We start from the raw sequence: 16,652 nt of genomic DNA, 5'->3' as shown, positions 1-16,652 counted from the left end.
TTCCGGCGCCGCGCGCCCTGTGCTACACTGCGCGCCGCTTCACGACCATGAAGTGCCGCAGTACCCCGGAGAGGTGGCAGAGTGGTCGAATGTACCTGACTCGAAATCAGGCGTAGGCGCAAGTCTACCGTGGGTTCGAATCCCACCCTCTCCGCCAGACAGCAAGCAATCAAGCGCCTTTCGGGGCGCTTTTTTGTTGTCCCAGCAGTTTCCCCGACGCTTTTCCCCGAACAAGGCCGCGCGCCTTGCGCGCTCGGCTGGTCATCGACTTTTGTTCCACGTACCGGGCACGCGGCGCCGACACGGCCGCCGCAGCTGGCACGGTTGCTGCAATGGAGACTTCGTCACCGGCTGCAGCGGCCACCGGTGACGGCGCTCCGGTCTTCGGCGACCGGTTTCCGGCAGATGTTGCCGGCAAGCCTGACCCGACGGCTGCCTCTACCGGCAAAGGCGCGCCGATCCAGGCCGAACCAACGACTTCGTGAAGGGGCTCGACATGTCTTTGATGGAACCCGCAGTCCGATTCCTGCGCCCGCAGGCCGATTCCTCGTCCGAGGCCGTACTGCGCGAGGAGATTGCCGAGCCGCATTACCTGGGCCAGTTCATTCCCCTGCATTACCACCACAACATGCTGATGGACGCCAATCGCATGGCCAACTTCAAGGCGGCCATCGACCACGTGGTGTTCCCGGGCGCGCGCGTGCTCGAACTGGGCGGCGGCACCGGCGTGCTGTCGTGCTTCGCCGCGGCGCACGCGAGCAAGGTGTGGTGTGTGGAATACAACCCGGACATGGTGACCGAGGCGCGCCGACTGCTGGCGTACAACGCCAACGGCCACAAGGTCGAGGTGGTGCATGGCGACGCCTTCGAGTACCTGCCGCCGGAACCGGTCGATGTCGTGATCTGCGAAATGATCCACGTCGGCATGCTGCGCGAGAAGCAGGTCGAGGTGATCAATGCGTTCAAGGCGCGCTACCGCGCGCGCTTCGGCGACCGTCTGCCGGTGTTCATTCCGACCGCAGCCGTCATGGCGGTACAGCCGCTGCAGCAGACCTATGATTTCTTCGGCTTCCAGGCACCGATCATGCAGTTCCAGCGCGTCGGCGCAGTGCATGAAGGATCGCTGGAACTGGCCGCGCCGCAGGTCTACAGCGTGCTCGACTTCGATGACGGCGTGTCGCCGGACATCCGCTGGGCCGGCAGTTTCACGATGGAGCAGGAAGGCACGGTGAATGCGCTGCGCTTCGTCACCAAGAACATTCTCGCGATCCGCGCTGCCGAAGGCGACACGGTGGACTGGCTCAATGACTATCTCGTGCTGCCGCTCGATGCGCCGATCAGCCTGAAGGCGGGCGAGGGGCTCGACGTGAGTTTCAGCTATCAGGCGGGCGGCTCGCTGCAGTCGCTGGCGCGCACGCTGCGCGCTGGTGTGGCCTGCCGCGCGACCCGGCAGGTGGCTTAAGCGACTGCCCGCGGCAGCTGTTCCCGGCCGGTCGTGGCTCAGCCGCCGGCCGGCGGGCTGCGATCTTGCGCAGTCAGTACTTCGTAGCGATTGCGGCCATTGTGCTTGGCGCGGTACAGCGCATCGTCGGCACAGCGCAGCAGGGCAGAAAAATCCTTGCTGCCGGCATCGATTTCGCTGATGCCCATGCTCACTGTGTAGGGCGCCAGGGCGCCGTCGATATCGGGTGGCGTGGCAGCGATGCATTCCATCAGTCGTTCGGCAAAAGCCTGTGCGCCGTCCAGCGAGGTATGCGGCAGCAGTACGGCAAACTCCTCGCCGCCGACGCGCCCGGCCGAGTCGGAATCGCGCAGCAGGCTGGACAGGGTGATCGCGAAATGGCGCAGCACGGTGTCGCCGCCGGCGTGACCGTAGCGGTCATTGATCGCCTTGAAGAAGTCGAGGTCGGCCATCAGCACCGCGAGCGGTGTGTTGTAGCGCTGCGCACGCGCGAATTCCTCTTCGGCGATTTCGAGAAAGTGGCGCCGGTTTGCGAGGCCGGTCAATGCATCGGTGTTGGCCAGGATGCGGATCGCTTCTTCGGCCAGCTTGATGCTGGTGATGTTCTCGTGACTGACCAGCACGCGCTCGCGCTGCGCGTCCATCGGCGTCACCTTCATCGCGAACCACTGCCGCTCAGTCGGGCAGTGGCAGGGGTAGTCCATCTGGAACAACGGGCTGCGCCCGGCCATGACGGCTTCGATGCCGTCGCTTGCCGCTTTGGCATATGCCTCGTCCGGACCGGTCACATGCGCCAGCACGTCGAGGTAATTCACACCGTTGAATGACTTGCCGCGGCCGTAGCCGCCCCGCTCGGCAAACCGCCCCCAGCTGGCGTTGGTTTCGACGATGACGCCCTGCCGGTCGAGCACCGCGACATGCGAGGTCATCGCATCGAGGGCAGCCGCCTTCATCTGCCGGTCGGCCAGCAGTTCCGCTTCGAGTCGCTTGCGATCCGTGATGTCGATGAACATCAGCACGATGCGCGAGAAGCGGCGTGAGGTGTCGAATTCGGGATAGGCATGCACCAGCGCCCAGACCGGCGGGACGTCGTCCGAACGATGGATGCTCAGCACCAGATCGGTCAGCTCCCGGCCGGAATGTCGCACCCGTTGCAACAGGTCGTTCTCCAGTGACAGCGGGCTGCCGTGCTCGTCGCGGAAGGTACAGCCCAGCTCCGGCACGGACTTTCCGATCACGGCCCTGGGGTCGGCGTGCAGCATGCGCGAGACTTCCGGGTTGCCGTAGGTGATGCGTGCGTCGGGTGCGCAGATCAGCAGACCGGCGTGCAGGTTGTGCATCAGCAGGCGATGGCGCAATTCGCTGTCGGCCAGCGCGGCCTGCGCCATGCGCTGGTCGTGGATGTCCTCGACCACGGAAATGAAGTGCGAGGGTGTGCCATCCGCCTCACGCATCAGCGAAACGGTCAACCTCGCCCAGCGCGCACTTCCGTCGCTACGCAGGTAGCGCTTTTCCAGCGTGTAGGTGGCGTGGTCGCCACGCAGCACGCCCTGCATCAGCTCGACATCAGCGTCAAGGTCGTCCGGATGCGTGATCTGCTGGAAGGTGAGCGCGTGCAGCGCAGTGGCCGGATAACCGAGGATGGCGCACAGCTTGGGATTCACGCTGAGGAAGTGGCCGTCGAGATCCACCATCGCCATGCCGACCGCGGCCTGTTCGAAACTGCCGCGAAAGCGATCCTCGCTTTCACGCAGGGCCTCCAGGGTGCGCTTGCGGTTCGAAATGTCGCGCACGATGCCCAGTACGCTGCGCTGACCGCCGAACATCAGGCGGTTGGCATTCAGTTCGATCGGCAGCTTGCGCTGGCCACCCTTGCACAGGAAGCGGACTTCGTAGGTGTTCGGCGGCTCGTCGCCCTCACCGATGCGAGCGCGGAAGCGTTCGTTCCAGAGGTCGAGTATCTCGGGCGGGATCACCGCCGAGAAGGGCAGGCCGACGAATTCGTCGTAGGTATAGCCCAGCATGCGCGGAAGGGCGGCGTTGGCAAAGACGAAGCGGTAGTCCTGCGCGACGAATACGCCGTCGGGCATCTTGTCGAGCAGGGCGCGGAACAGTGAGCCGTCCTGATCCGGATCGTTCGAGCCGACCGGGGGGTTGTCTACTGTGCCCTTGCGAAGCTTCGTAGCCACGGCGTCCGGTGTCCTCTGGTCGTCGTGCAGCGGCCGCGTTCAAGTTGCTGCGGACACCACATGTGTCAGGTGGCATGCGTACCGGGACAGTGCATCCATCGATACGGCACCACGTTGCAACGCCATGGTGCATCCGTAACCGTTACAAACACAAGGGCCGCAAAGGCGGGCGGGCGATGCAGTCAGCGGGATCGAAGGCAATCGCGTGCGCCAGCGTGCCGCGCAGAACACACGCGCGGGCGATTCGCGCTACGCTTGCAGCATTGCGCAATTCCCGGGAGTCGAACCATGTCGAAACACCAGAAGTCGTTCCAGCTGACGATTCAACAGATCGATCTGATCGAAGAGGCCGTGCGTGAGCGGATCGGTATCCTGGCCCATGTCGTGCTGGCCAGCGGTGATGCCAACAGCGAAGAAAGCCGCGCCAACGATGGTCAGATCCGCGATTTGAACGAGCTGCTCGGCAGCCTGCACAACCAGAAGATTTTCTACAGCCAGGTCAATCGCACCGGCGTGCCCGGCGGCTGACCCGTCAGTGGCGGCCCGGCCCGGGGGCGTCGCCCGGGTGGTCGCCATGCCCACCTTCATCGTGATCTTCGTGCCACGCGGGCAGCGGATCAGTCAGGTTGGCCCAGGCGCTTTCGCCAAAGCCCATTTCTTCATCGGTCAGCAGGCACTCGTCGAAGCGGCGCTTCAGCGCGGCCTCATCCATGCCCATGCCGATGAATACGAGTTCCTGCCGGCGATCGCCCCAGGTTTCGTCCCAGCGTGACCGGATGTGGGCCAGGTGGCCCGCCTCCTGCGGCCACTCCTCCTCGCGCGTGAAACACCACCAGTGGCCGCCGGAGCGCAGGCGGCTGATCGCGCCGCCCTGTTCCCACTCGCCGATGTGACCGTTGCGGCTTGCGAGCCAGAAATAGCCCTTGCTGCGCAGCACGCCGCGCCACTTTTCGTGGATCAGCTGTGCAAAGCGCATCGGATGGAAGGGCCGGCGCGCCTGCCAGGTGAAGCTGCGGATGCCGAAGGCTGGCGTTTCGGGAACCGGAGAGCCGCGCATCAGTTGCATCCAGCCGGCGGAACGAGCCGTGGCGTCGGGGTCGAAACGTCCGGTGCCGAGCACGCTTGCCGCAGCGACCCGGCCGTGCGTGGCCTCGATCAGGTCCGCCCGCGGATTGAGTGCGCGCAGCATGCCCAGCAGGATGCCGCGCTGCTGATCGTTCACCAGATCGCATTTGTTCAGCACGATCACGTCGGCGAATTCGACCTGGTCGAGCAGCACGTCGATCACCGTACGCTGATCGTTTCCGGCCGGCACCCCCAGGCTTGCCATGCGCTGTGCAACGGTGTCGCGGCTGAAATAGTCGCGGTAGAAGTTCCATGCGTCGAGCACCGTGACCAGCGTGTCGAAGCGGGCGTGCTGGCCCAGTCCTGTACGGAAGGTTTCAACCATGCCGGTCGGTTCCGAAAAACCCGAGGGCTCGACGACCAGCGCGTCGAAGTCGGCTTGCGCGAAGTGCGCCGCGGCGGCCTGCATGTCGTGCGGCGACAGGCAGACAAGTACGTCGTCTGGCGCCGCGCCGGTTGCAGCGTCGATGTCGACGCTGCGCAGTTCATTGACGATGAGGCCGATGCGCTGTCCGTCGGACTGATTGCGCAGGTGCCTCAGCAACGTGGTTTTTCCGGCGCCGGGCAGGCCGGAAAGCAGGGTGACGGGAAGGATGGCGGGCATGTCGGTTGTCCGGGCAGAAGGTCGGGTGACGGCCCCGGCCTTGTCCGGACTTCGGGGTCTGTCGGGCAGACCGCTGTGCGATGTCAGGGCATGGGGAAGAGCGCGTCGAGCGCCGCGATGATACGCAGCGGTTGCGCCGGTGTCAGCGCCGGCGACCGGTGGATCACGCCATGGCCGGCATTGCCCGGCCAGCCTTCGCCCTTCAGGACGAGGATGTCGCCGGCGTCGGCACGGCGCAGTGCCGACGGATCAGGCATCACGTCATCGGTGCCGAGCCGGCTGCGGTCGGCGTCGGCATCGGCCAGCCATTCGGTGGCCGGTCCGATCCAGGTGCACAGCAGGCGCAGGCCCACGTGATCGATATGCAGGCGCGGGCACATGGCGCGTTCGAGTACTTCGATGCGAACGGCCACTTTCGGACAATCGGTGAGATCGGCCAGCAGTGATGCGAGCTGTCGCACCTCTTCGCGCAGGGCGTCGCGTCCTGACAGATCGGGCAGGGCATCGGCGGCCAGGGTTTCGCCGGGCTCAAGTTCGGTACGCAGTCCGCTGCGCAGCGCACCCGTTGCGCAGGCAGCCTGCAGATAGTCGGTCAGCCCGGCCGACAGTGGCCGTGCAAGACGGACCAGATTGCAGTCCGGATCGAGAACAAGCGCCAGATCCGCCGGTTCGCTGACGTCGCGCGTGACGGGACAGGGCGGCGCGATGGCGATGTATACACGTTTGTTCATGGTGGGCGTGCAGGCCAGAGCATGTTGTTCAGAGAGCCCTGACCCGGCGGGTGGCGCAGGCCTGCCCGCCGGTCAGGTTCAGCGGGCGCGGCGAGCGGCGGTCAGACCGATCATGAAAAGGCCGCCGAGCAGCATGGCCCAGGTGCCGGGTTCGGGCACCGGTGCCGCGACGGCAAAGTCGAAATGGAAGGTGCCGCTGTCGCGTACGGCCAGATTGCTGCCCAGGTTGACCAGCGAGAACTGTGCGCTGTAGGTGCCGGGGGCGGCACCGGCAGCGGTCCAGAACACCGGAAGGAAGTCGAAGCTGTTGCCGGCGCCGAGCAGGTAAAGATTGCCTGTGTCGAACAGGTCGGTGTCGCCGTTGGCAGCCACCTTCAGGCCCGGCGTGATCGATTCGAGCTTGAGCGCAACGCTCACGTTGTCGAGCGTGCCGTTCCAGCGGCCTCCACTGCTGTTGAACAGCACATCACGTTCGCTGCCTGCCGGGTTGCCCGCCAGCGACTGGATGGATGACATGCCGAGATAGCTGTATTCATGCTGCAGGGCCGATTCGGGCAATACACCGCTGACCAGCAGACCGGCGTAGCTGCCGCTGCCCGCCGTCAGCGGCAGGGGGGCGGCCAGCGTGTAGGTTTCCGGGATGCGGTTGTTCGCGTTGGTGCCATTGACCACCGGTGCGCTGCCCGGGCCGGTGTAGCTGTAGGCGCCAATGCCGTGGAAGTGATTGCCGTGGTCGAACAGGAAGGTCAGGCGCCCGTAATTCGGGTTGGCCTGTCCGGCATAGGTGCCCGATGCGATGGTCGCCAGCGAATCCACGGCAACGTAGTAACCGATGCCTTCGTCGCCGCGCAGCGGCTCGCTGGCCTGGGCGCCCAGCGACAGCACGCCGGCCAGCACCAGCAGACTTGATCTGATCATGAAACAGCTCCTTCAGGGGTGGGGTGGGATGCGCATTCACTAACGATAACGTATTATCAAGATAAGCCGCTTGCGCACTGTTGTAAATAGCAATGCGTTATCATCAGCTATCGTCTCGCTCGGAGTTCCCGCCATGTCCGTCCTGCCCCGACTTGCCTTCGGCCTGCTGATGCTGCATGCCGTGTCGGCCCACGCCATCCATTTCGATGTGTCGATCAGCCTCGACAACGGCCCGGTGGCCGGCAGTCAGCTGATCACCGGTGCCTATGGCGACCTGCCCTTCGATACCCAGCCCTTCGACTACCTGACCGGCCATGCGCTGTTTCCGGGCGATTTCGGCGATTTCGAGGGCGGGCCGAAAAGCACCGACGATCCGGGTTTTCAGGCCTTTGCGGGTGCGCTGTCCGGCAGCGCAAGCGCGCGCGACTTCATCGGCTTCCGTGCGCTGGGTACGCTGCAGCAATGGACTCCAGCGACCGGCGAATGGACGACCGCCTACAGCGGCGTCGGCGTGCGCCTGTTCGGTGCCGTGCCGCCTGCGGTGGCCAACGCCTACATTCAATCGCTGGTGAATCCGCGTCTCGCACCGCCGGGCGCAGCCGCCGCGTTCAATCTCTATTCCGCGGGCACCTTGTTCACCGGCACTGGCATCGCCGGTCCGGTGACGGCCACGATTGATGATGCCGGCAGCAACGGCGCTTTCCACGCCCATCTCGACTGGTACATCGAAGGCGCTGCAGCAAGCGGTGCCTACATGGTCACGCTGCAGCTGACCGATGAGGCGTCGGTCGGCGGTCGCGGCCTGTACGTCGATTCCGACCCTTTTCATGTGGTGTTCAACTACGGGCTTAGCGCGGCGCAGTACGAAACAGCCTTTCTCGCGCGGGCGCTGGCACCGGTGCCCGAGCCGGCTGCCTGGATGGCCATGCTGGCCGGCTTGTGTCTGTGCGCCGCGGCGGCGCGGCGCGCCCGAGGCTGAACGTCGGCTTCAGAAGGTCAGGCTGAGACCGACTTCGATGCTGCGCCCGGGTTCGGGCGAAAAATTGCGCAGGAAGGACGTGGCGTTGCGCGCCTCGCGGTCGAGCAGGTTGCGGCCGCGCGCGAACAGCGTCAGCGTGCGGCCGTCGCCGAGCGCACGGACGTGGTTCAGATTGGCGCTGACCAGTGTGTAGGCGCCAGTCGTGGTTTCGTTCGCGCCCGGCCGATCCTGCGCCGCGTGGTGGGTCACCCGCACGCGCCCTGACCAGGCGCCCTGGCGCAACGCGAGCTGGCTGCCCACCCGGAACGCGGGCAGTCGCGGTACATCTTCGCCCAGTTCGGTCAGGCGCCCGCGTGTGCGGTCGCCGAACACCGACCACTCGATGTCGCCCAGTTTCGTGGCCGTCCATTTGAGCGCGGCTTCCGCTTCGAAGCCGCGAAAGCGCGCGCGGCTCTGCGTGTATTGCACGACAGTCAGGCACTCCTCCAGCCGCACGCAGGCGAAGCGGAACTGCTCCTCGTCGGTGTCGTAGAACACCGGCAGCGTGCGCTGGAACATGTAGTCGTCGATGTCGTTGGCGAACAGGTTCGCCGACAGCCTGAGCCTGCCCGACTCGTACAGCCCGCCCAGTTCGACCGAACGCGCGGTTTCCGGCTTGAGGTCGGGGTCGCCGATGTCGTAGGTGCGGGTCGCGAAGTGCGGCCCGAGCGAATACAGCTCGTGGATGTCGGGCGCGCGGCGCGCGTTCGACCCGGTCAGCGTCAGCGACATCGGTTCGCTGAGCTGCCAGCTCAGCGCGGCCGAAGTGCTCTGCGTGTTGAAGCGGCGCGCCGGAAAGCTCACCGTGAAGCCGCCAGCCAGCTCTCGATCACCGGCCTGCACGCGGGTGATTTCGCCGCGCCAGCCCAGATCCAGCGTCCAGTCCGACACACGCACGCGCTGCACCGCGTAGACCGCGGAGCTGCGCAGCCCGGTCTGCGGGATGAACGCTTCCGCGCCGAGCGCCGAAAAATCGCGCCGCAGGTGATGCACGCCCAGCGTGCCGCTCAGATGTTCGCCGAAAGCATGTTCCAGTTCCAGCCGCTGTTCGATCGCCTTGTTGCGGAAGGTGGTGGCCACCACCCCTTCGTCGACTTCGTCGTGCCGGTAGTCGATATGGCCACCTGTGTAGCGCAAGGCCTGCAGCCAGCCATCGCCCAACCACTCGGCGCGGGTATCCACCCGGCGGTTGTCCATGCGGATGCGCACCCGGTCGTCGCCACCGTGGCTGTGCCCGGGCGCAGGCGGAATGCCGTATTCGTTCGATGCGTTGTTGACCGCGGCGCCGAACAGTGCGTTGCCCAGGAACACGCTGCCGCCCAGCGTGCCGGATGCCGACCGCGCATCGCTGTTGTACAGCCGGCCGCAGCTGTTGCGCGTGTTGATCAGCCCGAACTGCTGTTCGACCGCCGCATCGTCGATGGCGCAACCGGCAATGCGGCTGTCGCCGCGGTCGCGACTCAGCGCGCTGCCGTGCAGCGCGAACAGCGCATTTCCGCCATCCAGCCGCAGGGCATGCACGCGTTCGGCGCCATTGCGGTTGAAGCTGGTGTCGAGCGAGCCGCTGATCGCGCGCGCCGGCACCCGGGTCGGGATGCGCTCGTCGCTGACGTCGACCACACCGCCTATGGCACCGCCGCCATACCGGATGGTGGCCGGGCCGCGCAGGATGCGGATGCTGTCGGCCAGCGTGGCATCGGCGGTCGAGGCGTGGTCCGGGCTGAAGGTGGTGGCGTCGTGCGTGCCGCCCCCGTTGTTCAGCACCTTCACCCGTGCGCCGCCCAGTCCGCGGATTACCGGCAGGCCGACGCCGGTGCCGAAGGATGCATTGTGGACGCCGGCTTCTTCGCTCAGCGTTTCGCCCAGCGTGCCCGCCTTGCGATCGCGCAGCGCCTCGCCGCGCAGCGTGCTGGCGCGGCCAGCCGGCTCGGTCGGGGTGTCAGGCAGGCGCTCTGCTTCGATCTTCACCTCCGGCAGTTCGGCCTGGGCTGCGGCCGGCTGGCATGGCAGGCCGAGCAGTGGCAGGTGGGCGACCAGCAGCCAGCGCAGGCGCACCCTGCGCGATGGGATGGTGTTTCGGGACATGGGGGTGCGGAAGGAGATGCGCGGCGACGAAAATATGATAATAATAACGCGGTATCAACAAACAGCGGCCGCGAACTGTGGTCGAGCGCTGCGTCCGTCTGCTCTTGCGCCCCGTTTCCCTTTCACCCTTGTCGGGAGTTCTCATCATGAATCTGTTGTCCGTTGCCCCATTTTTTCGTGCCATCGGCCTGTCGGCCGCGCTGTTCCTGACCGCCGGTGCCGCGCAGGCGCAGCATCTGCACGCCGGTGATGTCGAACTGGGCGTGGCTGGCGGCGTCATCGTCGTCGATCCGGAAGGCCTGGCCGAGCGCGCCGCCAACGGCTATGCGTTGTTCGAAGGTGACTTCCGCGACTTTGCCGGCGGCCTGTTCTCGACCGACGACCCGGGATTCATTTCGGAAGACGACGCATTGCCCGTCGGCGCCATCATTCGCTACCGGGGTATCGGCGTGCTGCAGTCGTGGAACGGTTCAACGTGGTCGACCGCCGCGTCGGGCGTGACGCTCGGCATCCTCGACGTGCTGGGCCTGAATACCCTTTTCAGTTCGACCGGGGTGAGCAATCCGGTCGGCGCGATCGCCCAGGTCTCGGGTGCGGGCGACATTCACGCCCACCTCGATTTCACGATTTCCGGCGACGGCGCCGCCACGGCAGCCGCTTATCTGATCACGCTGGAAATCGGCGCGCCGGACGACTGGGGCTTTTCGACACCGTTCTATCTGGCGTTCAACAGCGGGCTGGATGAAGAGGTGTTCGAAGGTGCGGTGGGAACGCTGCTGGCTCCGGTGCCGGAACCGGGCACCTGGGCGATGCTGGCCGCCGGCCTGGGGCTGATCGGCGTGATGCGCCGTCGCCGCCAGGGCTGATCCTGCCGACCCGTCAGTCGTGCGTATGACCGGGGTGATGCACGTGCGCGGGCACGGCTTCACCCTCATTTCGTTCGCCTCCGCACTGGTCGCAGCGGCCGAACAGCGTCACGTCATGCGATTCGACCGAAAAACCGGCCGGAGCGAGGCGGTTCCAGTCGGTGGCGCATTCCACGATGTCGAACACGCGGTCGCACTGACGACACTTGAAGTGGTGGTGGTGGCCCAGATTGGCGAGTTCATAGCGCGGCGGCTCGCCGGGCAGGTCGACCTCGCGGATGCGGCCGTCGTCGATCAGCATGCGGATGTTGCGATAGACGGTCGCCAGCCCGAGCGCCGGAATGTCGGTCCGCGCCAGCTCGTGGATTTCCGCCGGCGACAACGGCCGGGCGGCGGTTTCGATTGATCCCAGTATGGCGCTGCGCTGGCGCGTGTTGCGTTCCATGGCAATGATCCGGTCGTGGGTGCTGAAGTATAGCGTCCGCGTCCGCAGCCGACCGGCGGTCGCCGGTTGGTTGCTCAATCGTCGCTCGGTGGTCGATCAGTGGTCACTCAAAGGTCATTTTCGGTGCTGCCGTCCGTGGCGCCCGCCGTATGCAGATGCATGATCTGCCAGCCTTTCGCGCGCGCGTGGGCTTCCAGCGTCGGGTCCGGATCAACCGCGACCGGGTGGTCAACGCGGCTCAGCAGCGGCAGGTCGTTCAGCGAATCGCTGTAGAAGGCGGTGCGGCGGAAACTGCCCAGGTAGAGTCCCAGTTCTTCCAGCCAGCGCTCGACGCGTTCGACCTTGCCTTCGCGAAAGGCCGGCGTGCCGCGTGGCTGACCGGTGAATTCACCATTCATCTGCGCCGGCACGGTGGCGATCAGGTGCGGAATGTCGAGCTCGCGTGCGATCGGCCCGGTGATGAAGCTGTTCGTCGCGGTGACGATGGCGCACAGCGCACCGGTTTCGAGGTGCCCGTTGACCAGGCCGCGCGCGCCGTCGGTCAGGCGCGGGCGAATCTGCTGCGCCATGAATTCCGCGTGCCATGCGTCGAGTTCCTCGCGCCGGTGGCGTGCCAGCGGGGCCAACTGGAAGTTCAGGAATTCGTGGATGTCCAGCGTGCCGGCCTTGTACTGTTCGAAGAAGGTGGCATTGCGCGCTTCGTACAGCTCGCGGTCGAGCACGCCTCTCGAGATCAGGAATTGCGCCCACTCGAAGTCGGAATCTCCGGCGAGCAGTGTGTTGTCGAGGTCGAAAAGCACCAGTTCCATGGCGGTATGTCCGGTTCAGAGTAGTCGGGTCTGCATGATTTCGCGCAGCAGCGGCAAGGTCACCGGCCGCTGGCGGGTCAGCGAATGTTCGTCCAGCAGGTCAAGGATGCCCAGCAGCGAGCGGATGTCGCGTCGGCCGTGGCGCATCAGGTAGTCAAATACGTCGACATCGACTTTCATGCCGCGTGCCGCGGCATGTGCCTGCAGCAGCTCCAGGCGTTCCTCATCCTGCAGCGGCTGGATGCGGAAGGCCAGCATCTGCCCGATGCGTGTGCGCAGATCCTCGCGCAGCGGCAAATCGCGCGGTGCGCCATCGGCTGCGGCCACCACCGTGATGCCGCGCGCTGCGGCCAGATTGATCGCCCGGAACAGCGCGCCCTGGGCCAGCGGCTCCAGTAGCCGGATGTCGTCGAACAGCCACACGCCGGCGCGGGTCGCCTGCAGTGCGGCGATCAGGGTGTCGGCCGCAGTGTTGTTCACCTGGTCGGCGTCGAGGTACAGACCACGCGCCGTGGCTTCGGCAGCCAGAGCGCGCAGCAGATGCGTACGGCCGCTGCCGGTTTCGCCCCACAGATAGATCGACGGCCCCGGTTCGCCGGCGGCCGTGCTGCGCAGCCGGGCCAGCAGTTCGCGATTGGCCCCGGCGACGAAGTTGTTCAGGCTGGGCGCGGCGATCGGACGGATGTCGAGCAGAAGCTGGCGCATCACTCGATGATTTTCGGCGAATCGCCCTGGTAGAGCTGGCTGGCCAGATAGTGCCGCCGCACCTCGCGCAGACCGACCAGCAGCGCGGCCGATGCCGGCAACGCGACCAGCACGCCGACGAAGCCGAACAACTGGCCGAAGGCCATCAGCGCGAAGATGACGGCCAGCGGATGCAGGCCGATGCGTTCGCCGACCAGCCAGGGCGTCAGCAGGAAGCTTTCCAGCACCTGACCGACGCCGTAGACGATGGCCACACCGATCACCGGCGGCCAGCCCTGGAACTGCAAGGTGGCCACCATCAGCGACAGCAGCAGTCCGGCCGAGAAACCGACATAGGGAATGAAGCCGAGCAGGCCCGACAGCAGGCCGAGCGGCAGCGCATAGTCGACGCCGGCCAGCCACAGACCGATGCAGTAAAAGGCGGCCAGCGCGGCCATCACCGACAGCTGACCGCGCAGGAATTCGGCCAGCACGACATCGATTTCGTCGGCCATCCGCAACGTGCGAGCGAGCCACGGCCGCGGGATGAAGCTGCTGACACGCTCGCGCAGGCTGTACCAGTCGCGCATCAGGTAGAACATGACGACCGGTGTCAGCAGCACGTTGGCGAGTACGCCGACGATGACGACGCCCTGGCTGGTCACGTATTCGAGCGCCACCATCGCGAAGTCCTGTGCGCTCGTCCAGTTCTTCGTAATGAAGCTGCGCAGGCTGTTCACATCGAGCTGAAGCGTGATGCCCAGATGCTCCTTCACCCACGGCACCAGCTGGTCATGCGCCGCCGTCAGGTAGCTGGGCAGACGCTCAACCAGCATGCGCACTTCCTGCTGGATGACCGGCACGAGGATGAGGATGAGCCCGATCACCAGACCGATCACGAACAGGATGACCAGCACCACGGCCAGCGTGCGCGGCATGCCGCGCCGGCACAGCCGCTCGACCAGCGGCTCGAAGATGTAGGCCAGCACCAGGCCCAGCATGAAGGGCGACAGTACCGGGCCGAGCAGCCACAGCAGCGCGACGATGGACAGGCCCACGCCGGCCCACAGCAGGGTTTGTTTGCGGTCGATGCCAGGAGAGGTCATGAGGTGGTGCGGTCAGGGGTAGAATGCGCACCCTTGAAGAGCGTGCGCCGACGCAGAACGAGCGCTGTCGAAAAAACTTTCGATTCGCGACGAAATCGGCCATGAGTGTAGCAAGTTTCGCTTTACGACCCGTCCCGTCCTCATCTTTTCCGGCGCTGTGCGCCCCGCATGTCATGACAGCTTCCAAGGATTCCCGCCCCCCTCTGAGCTACGCCGCCGCCGGTGTGGATATCGACGCCGGTGATGCGCTGGTCGAGCGCATCAAGCCGCTGGCCAAACGCACGATGCGGCCCGAGGTGCTGGGCGGCATCGGTGGCTTCGGCGCGCTGTTCGAAGTATCGAAAAGCTATCGCGAACCGGTGCTGGTATCGGGCACGGATGGCGTCGGCACCAAGCTCAGGCTGGCCTTCCAGCTCGACGGTCACGATACGGTGGGCCAGGATCTGGTGGCGATGAGCGTGAACGACATCCTGGTGCAGGGCGCCGAACCGGTGTTCTTCCTCGACTACTTTGCCTGCGGCAAGCTCGACGTCGATACCGCGGCGCGTGTCGTCGGCGGCATCGCGCGCGGCTGCGAACTGGCCGGCTGCGCCTTGATCGGCGGTGAAACCGCCGAAATGCCGGGCATGTATCCGGCCGGCGAATACGATCTGGCGGGTTTCGCGGTCGGCATCGCCGAAAAGTCGGCGCTGATCACCGGCGAAACCATTGCCGAGGGCGACGTGGTGCTCGGGCTGGCATCCAGCGGCGCGCATTCGAATGGCTATTCGCTGCTGCGCAAGATACTCGAACGCGACGCGCCGGACCTGGACGCCGACTTCCACGGCCGCAGCCTGCGCGATACCGTGCTCGAACCGACCCGCATCTACGTGAAGCCGCTGCTGGCGCTGATGAAGGAGGCGCCCGGCCTGGTGAAGGGCATGGCGCACATCACCGGCGGCGGCCTGCTCGACAACGTGCCGCGCGTGCTGCCGGCCGGACTGTCTGCGCACATCGATGCGTCGTCCTGGACGCTGCCGCCGCTGTTCGCCTGGCTGCGCGAGGCCGGCAACGTCGCCGAACAGGAAATGTACCGCGTGTTCAACTGCGGCATCGGCATGGTGGTCATCGTGGCCGCGGCGGATGCGGATCATGCCGTGGCATCGCTGTCCGGCGCCGGTGAAACCGTGCATCGCATCGGCCACATCGTGCGCTGCGGCGACGGCGAAGCGCAGACCGTCGTGAGCTGATCGCGACCGTCGGCGGTTTCCGTGCTCAGTGCATCGAGCTGACTGATGCTCCGCCAGCGGATCGCACGCAATAAAAAAACCCGCTTCGAGCGGGTTTTTTTATTGCGTCGAAGGTGGTGCGGGCTGCATCAGCCGCGCGCCTTCTCAAGCCTTACTTCAGCTTGGTTTCCTTGTAGATCACGTGCTTGCGCGCCTTCGGATCGAACTTCATGATTTCCATCTTTTCCGGCTTGGTGCGCTTGTTCTTCGTGGTCGTGTAGAAATGACCGGTGCCGGCAGTGGATTCCAGCTTGATCTTGTCGCGTCCGCCCTTGGCCATGACGTATTCCCTTCGTGTCGAGTCCGGCGCGGCCGGAACTGAATGCGTGGTTAGATTTTCTCGCCGCGTGCGCGGATTTCGGCGAGTACTGTTTCAATGCCCTTCTTGTCGATCGTCCGGAGCCCTTTGGTGCTTACGCGCAGGCTGACGAAACGACCTTCGGACTCCAGCCAGAAACGGCGTTGCTGGAGATTGGGCAGGAAGCGGCGCTTGGTTCTGTTGTTGGCATGGGAAACGTGGTTACCCACCATCGGCGACTTCCCGGTAACTTGGCAAACGCGGGACATGTTCTGGCTCCAGAAGCGGAAAAGCTCGCGATTATAGCGGACTGTTCAATTCCTGCTCAAGTATTTCACAGCAGCCCGCGTTCCGCGAACGAGCAGGTTGCCCCGCCGCCGATGATCACATGGTCCAGTACACGCACGTCTACGAGTGCCAGCGCCTGCTTGAGCGACTGCGTCAGGAAGTCGTCGGCACGCGACGGTTCGGCAACGCCGGACGGGTGGTTGTGCGCCAGGATGACGCCGGCCGCGTTGTGCGCCAGAGCCAGTTTCACGACCTCGCGCGGATACACGCTGGTCTGCGTCAGGGTGCCGCGGAACAGTTCGACCGCTTGCACCAGACGGTTCTGTGCGTCGAGCAGTAGCACCATGAACACTTCGTGGCCAAGTCCGCCGAGGCGCAGCTTCAGCCAGTTGCGAACGGCGTCGGGCGAACTCAGCGCATCTCGCGCCTTCATCTGTTCGGACAGCGCGCGGCGCGCCAGTTCGAGTGTGGCCTTGAGTTGCGCCGATTTCGCTGTGCCCATGCCCTTGACGCGGCACAGCTCTTCAATCGGAGCGGTGCTCAGCGCGAGCACACTGTTGTCGAAGTGATCGAGCAGATCGCGCGCCAGATCGACCGCCGACTTGCCGGTCACACCGACGCGCAGGAAGATGGCCAGCAGTTCGGCCGGCGACAGTGATTCCGCACCGTGCGCCAGCAGGCGCTCGCGCGGACGCTGGTCCTCGCTCCAGTCCTTGATCGCCATCGCGTTACAATCCTCCAGTTCAACCGGATCAG

At 65.5% G+C, this 16,652-nt stretch carries 17 protein-coding genes and 1 tRNA gene; 6 read left to right on the top strand and 12 right to left on the bottom strand.

What is annotated here, in order from left to right; translation table 11 throughout:
• Nucleotides 1-67 precede the first annotated feature (67 nt).
• Nucleotides 68-157, top strand: a tRNA-Ser gene (locus BSY238_RS02645).
• A gap of 348 nt (nucleotides 158-505) precedes the next feature.
• Nucleotides 506-1,462, top strand: a complete 957-nt coding sequence (locus BSY238_RS02640; RefSeq protein ID WP_069037783.1) for a methyltransferase domain-containing protein — start codon at nucleotides 506-508, stop codon at nucleotides 1,460-1,462.
• 38 nt (nucleotides 1,463-1,500) lie between these two features.
• Here the strand turns inward: BSY238_RS02640 and BSY238_RS17920 are convergent, their stop codons facing one another.
• Nucleotides 1,501-3,651, bottom strand: a complete 2,151-nt coding sequence (locus tag BSY238_RS17920) for a PAS domain S-box protein (protein WP_223300239.1) — start codon at nucleotides 3,649-3,651, stop codon at nucleotides 1,501-1,503.
• A 288-nt stretch (nucleotides 3,652-3,939) separates the two neighbouring features.
• Between BSY238_RS17920 and BSY238_RS02630 the strand changes: the two genes are divergently transcribed.
• On the top strand, nucleotides 3,940-4,179 hold the full coding sequence (locus BSY238_RS02630; RefSeq protein ID WP_069037782.1) for a hypothetical protein: 240 nt from the start codon (nucleotides 3,940-3,942) through the stop codon (nucleotides 4,177-4,179).
• Between the two features lie 4 nt (nucleotides 4,180-4,183).
• On the opposite strand, the gene BSY238_RS02625 is transcribed toward BSY238_RS02630, so the two are convergent.
• The 3 genes from BSY238_RS02625 to BSY238_RS02615 all read right to left on the bottom strand — a co-directional run bounded on the left by BSY238_RS02625 (nucleotide 4,184) and on the right by BSY238_RS02615 (nucleotide 7,029).
• Nucleotides 4,184-5,380 (bottom strand): CobW family GTP-binding protein, encoded by a 1,197-nt coding sequence (locus BSY238_RS02625; RefSeq protein ID WP_069037781.1) that lies wholly within the window; start codon nucleotides 5,378-5,380, stop codon nucleotides 4,184-4,186.
• Between the two features lie 83 nt (nucleotides 5,381-5,463).
• Nucleotides 5,464-6,111 (bottom strand): DUF1826 domain-containing protein, encoded by a 648-nt coding sequence (locus BSY238_RS02620; protein WP_069037780.1) that lies wholly within the window; start codon nucleotides 6,109-6,111, stop codon nucleotides 5,464-5,466.
• 78 nt (nucleotides 6,112-6,189) lie between these two features.
• Nucleotides 6,190-7,029: an all3515 family Zur-repressed PEP-CTERM protein gene (locus BSY238_RS02615; RefSeq protein WP_069037779.1), complete on the bottom strand. Its 840-nt coding sequence runs from the start codon at nucleotides 7,027-7,029 to the stop codon at nucleotides 6,190-6,192.
• Nucleotides 7,030-7,162: 133 nt separating this feature from the next.
• On the opposite strand from BSY238_RS02615, the gene BSY238_RS02610 reads away from it, so the two are divergent.
• Nucleotides 7,163-8,008, top strand: a complete 846-nt coding sequence (locus BSY238_RS02610; RefSeq protein WP_069037778.1) for a PEP-CTERM sorting domain-containing protein — start codon at nucleotides 7,163-7,165, stop codon at nucleotides 8,006-8,008.
• Nucleotides 8,009-8,017: 9 nt separating this feature from the next.
• Here BSY238_RS02610 and BSY238_RS02605 read toward each other — a convergent pair whose 3' ends face one another.
• Nucleotides 8,018-10,132 carry a TonB-dependent receptor gene (locus tag BSY238_RS02605; protein WP_083223889.1) on the bottom strand — a complete coding sequence of 705 codons (2,115 nt, stop codon included), beginning with the start codon at nucleotides 10,130-10,132 and terminating at the stop codon, nucleotides 8,018-8,020.
• A 146-nt stretch (nucleotides 10,133-10,278) separates the two neighbouring features.
• Here BSY238_RS02605 and BSY238_RS02600 point away from each other — a divergent pair, with 146 nt between their 5' ends.
• Nucleotides 10,279-10,998, top strand: a complete 720-nt coding sequence (locus tag BSY238_RS02600) for a PEP-CTERM sorting domain-containing protein (protein WP_069037777.1) — start codon at nucleotides 10,279-10,281, stop codon at nucleotides 10,996-10,998.
• Nucleotides 10,999-11,011: 13 nt separating this feature from the next.
• On the opposite strand, the gene BSY238_RS02595 is transcribed toward BSY238_RS02600, so the two are convergent.
• From BSY238_RS02595 to BSY238_RS02580, 4 genes are all read right to left on the bottom strand, one after another.
• Nucleotides 11,012-11,443, bottom strand: coding sequence for a Fur family transcriptional regulator (locus tag BSY238_RS02595; protein WP_069037776.1), 432 nt, complete (start codon nucleotides 11,441-11,443; stop codon nucleotides 11,012-11,014).
• A 107-nt stretch (nucleotides 11,444-11,550) separates the two neighbouring features.
• Entirely contained in the window at nucleotides 11,551-12,252 is a 702-nt protein-coding gene (locus BSY238_RS02590; protein ID WP_069037775.1) for an HAD family hydrolase, read from the bottom strand.
• A gap of 15 nt (nucleotides 12,253-12,267) precedes the next feature.
• Nucleotides 12,268-12,957, bottom strand: coding sequence for a DnaA regulatory inactivator Hda (hda, locus tag BSY238_RS02585; protein ID WP_190295081.1), 690 nt, complete (start codon nucleotides 12,955-12,957; stop codon nucleotides 12,268-12,270).
• A complete protein-coding gene (locus tag BSY238_RS02580) occupies nucleotides 12,957-14,042 on the bottom strand; it encodes an AI-2E family transporter (protein ID WP_069037773.1) in 1,086 nt (361 codons plus the stop codon). Before BSY238_RS02580 ends, hda begins: the two co-directional genes overlap by 1 nt.
• A 173-nt stretch (nucleotides 14,043-14,215) precedes the next feature.
• Here BSY238_RS02580 and purM point away from each other — a divergent pair, with 173 nt between their 5' ends.
• Nucleotides 14,216-15,271: a phosphoribosylformylglycinamidine cyclo-ligase gene (gene purM / locus BSY238_RS02575; RefSeq protein WP_069037772.1), complete on the top strand. Its 1,056-nt coding sequence runs from the start codon at nucleotides 14,216-14,218 to the stop codon at nucleotides 15,269-15,271.
• Nucleotides 15,272-15,422: 151 nt separating this feature from the next.
• Here purM and rpmG read toward each other — a convergent pair whose 3' ends face one another.
• The 3 genes from rpmG to radC all read right to left on the bottom strand — a co-directional run bounded on the left by rpmG (nucleotide 15,423) and on the right by radC (nucleotide 16,620).
• Nucleotides 15,423-15,590, bottom strand: a complete 168-nt coding sequence (rpmG, locus tag BSY238_RS02570; protein ID WP_069037771.1) for a 50S ribosomal protein L33 — start codon at nucleotides 15,588-15,590, stop codon at nucleotides 15,423-15,425.
• 50 nt (nucleotides 15,591-15,640) lie between these two features.
• A complete protein-coding gene (rpmB, locus tag BSY238_RS02565; RefSeq protein WP_069037770.1) occupies nucleotides 15,641-15,877 on the bottom strand; it encodes a 50S ribosomal protein L28 in 237 nt (78 codons plus the stop codon).
• A 65-nt stretch (nucleotides 15,878-15,942) separates the two neighbouring features.
• Nucleotides 15,943-16,620, bottom strand: coding sequence for a RadC family protein (gene radC / locus BSY238_RS02560; protein WP_069037769.1), 678 nt, complete (start codon nucleotides 16,618-16,620; stop codon nucleotides 15,943-15,945).
• Nucleotides 16,621-16,652: the final 32 nt, after the last annotated feature.

Source organism: Methyloversatilis sp. RAC08 (assembly GCF_001713355.1).
In the GTDB taxonomy this organism is placed as follows: Bacteria; Pseudomonadota; Gammaproteobacteria; order Burkholderiales; family Rhodocyclaceae; genus Methyloversatilis.
Note: the sequence above shows the minus strand (reverse complement) of the source record. Positions and strands in the feature narration are given on the sequence as shown.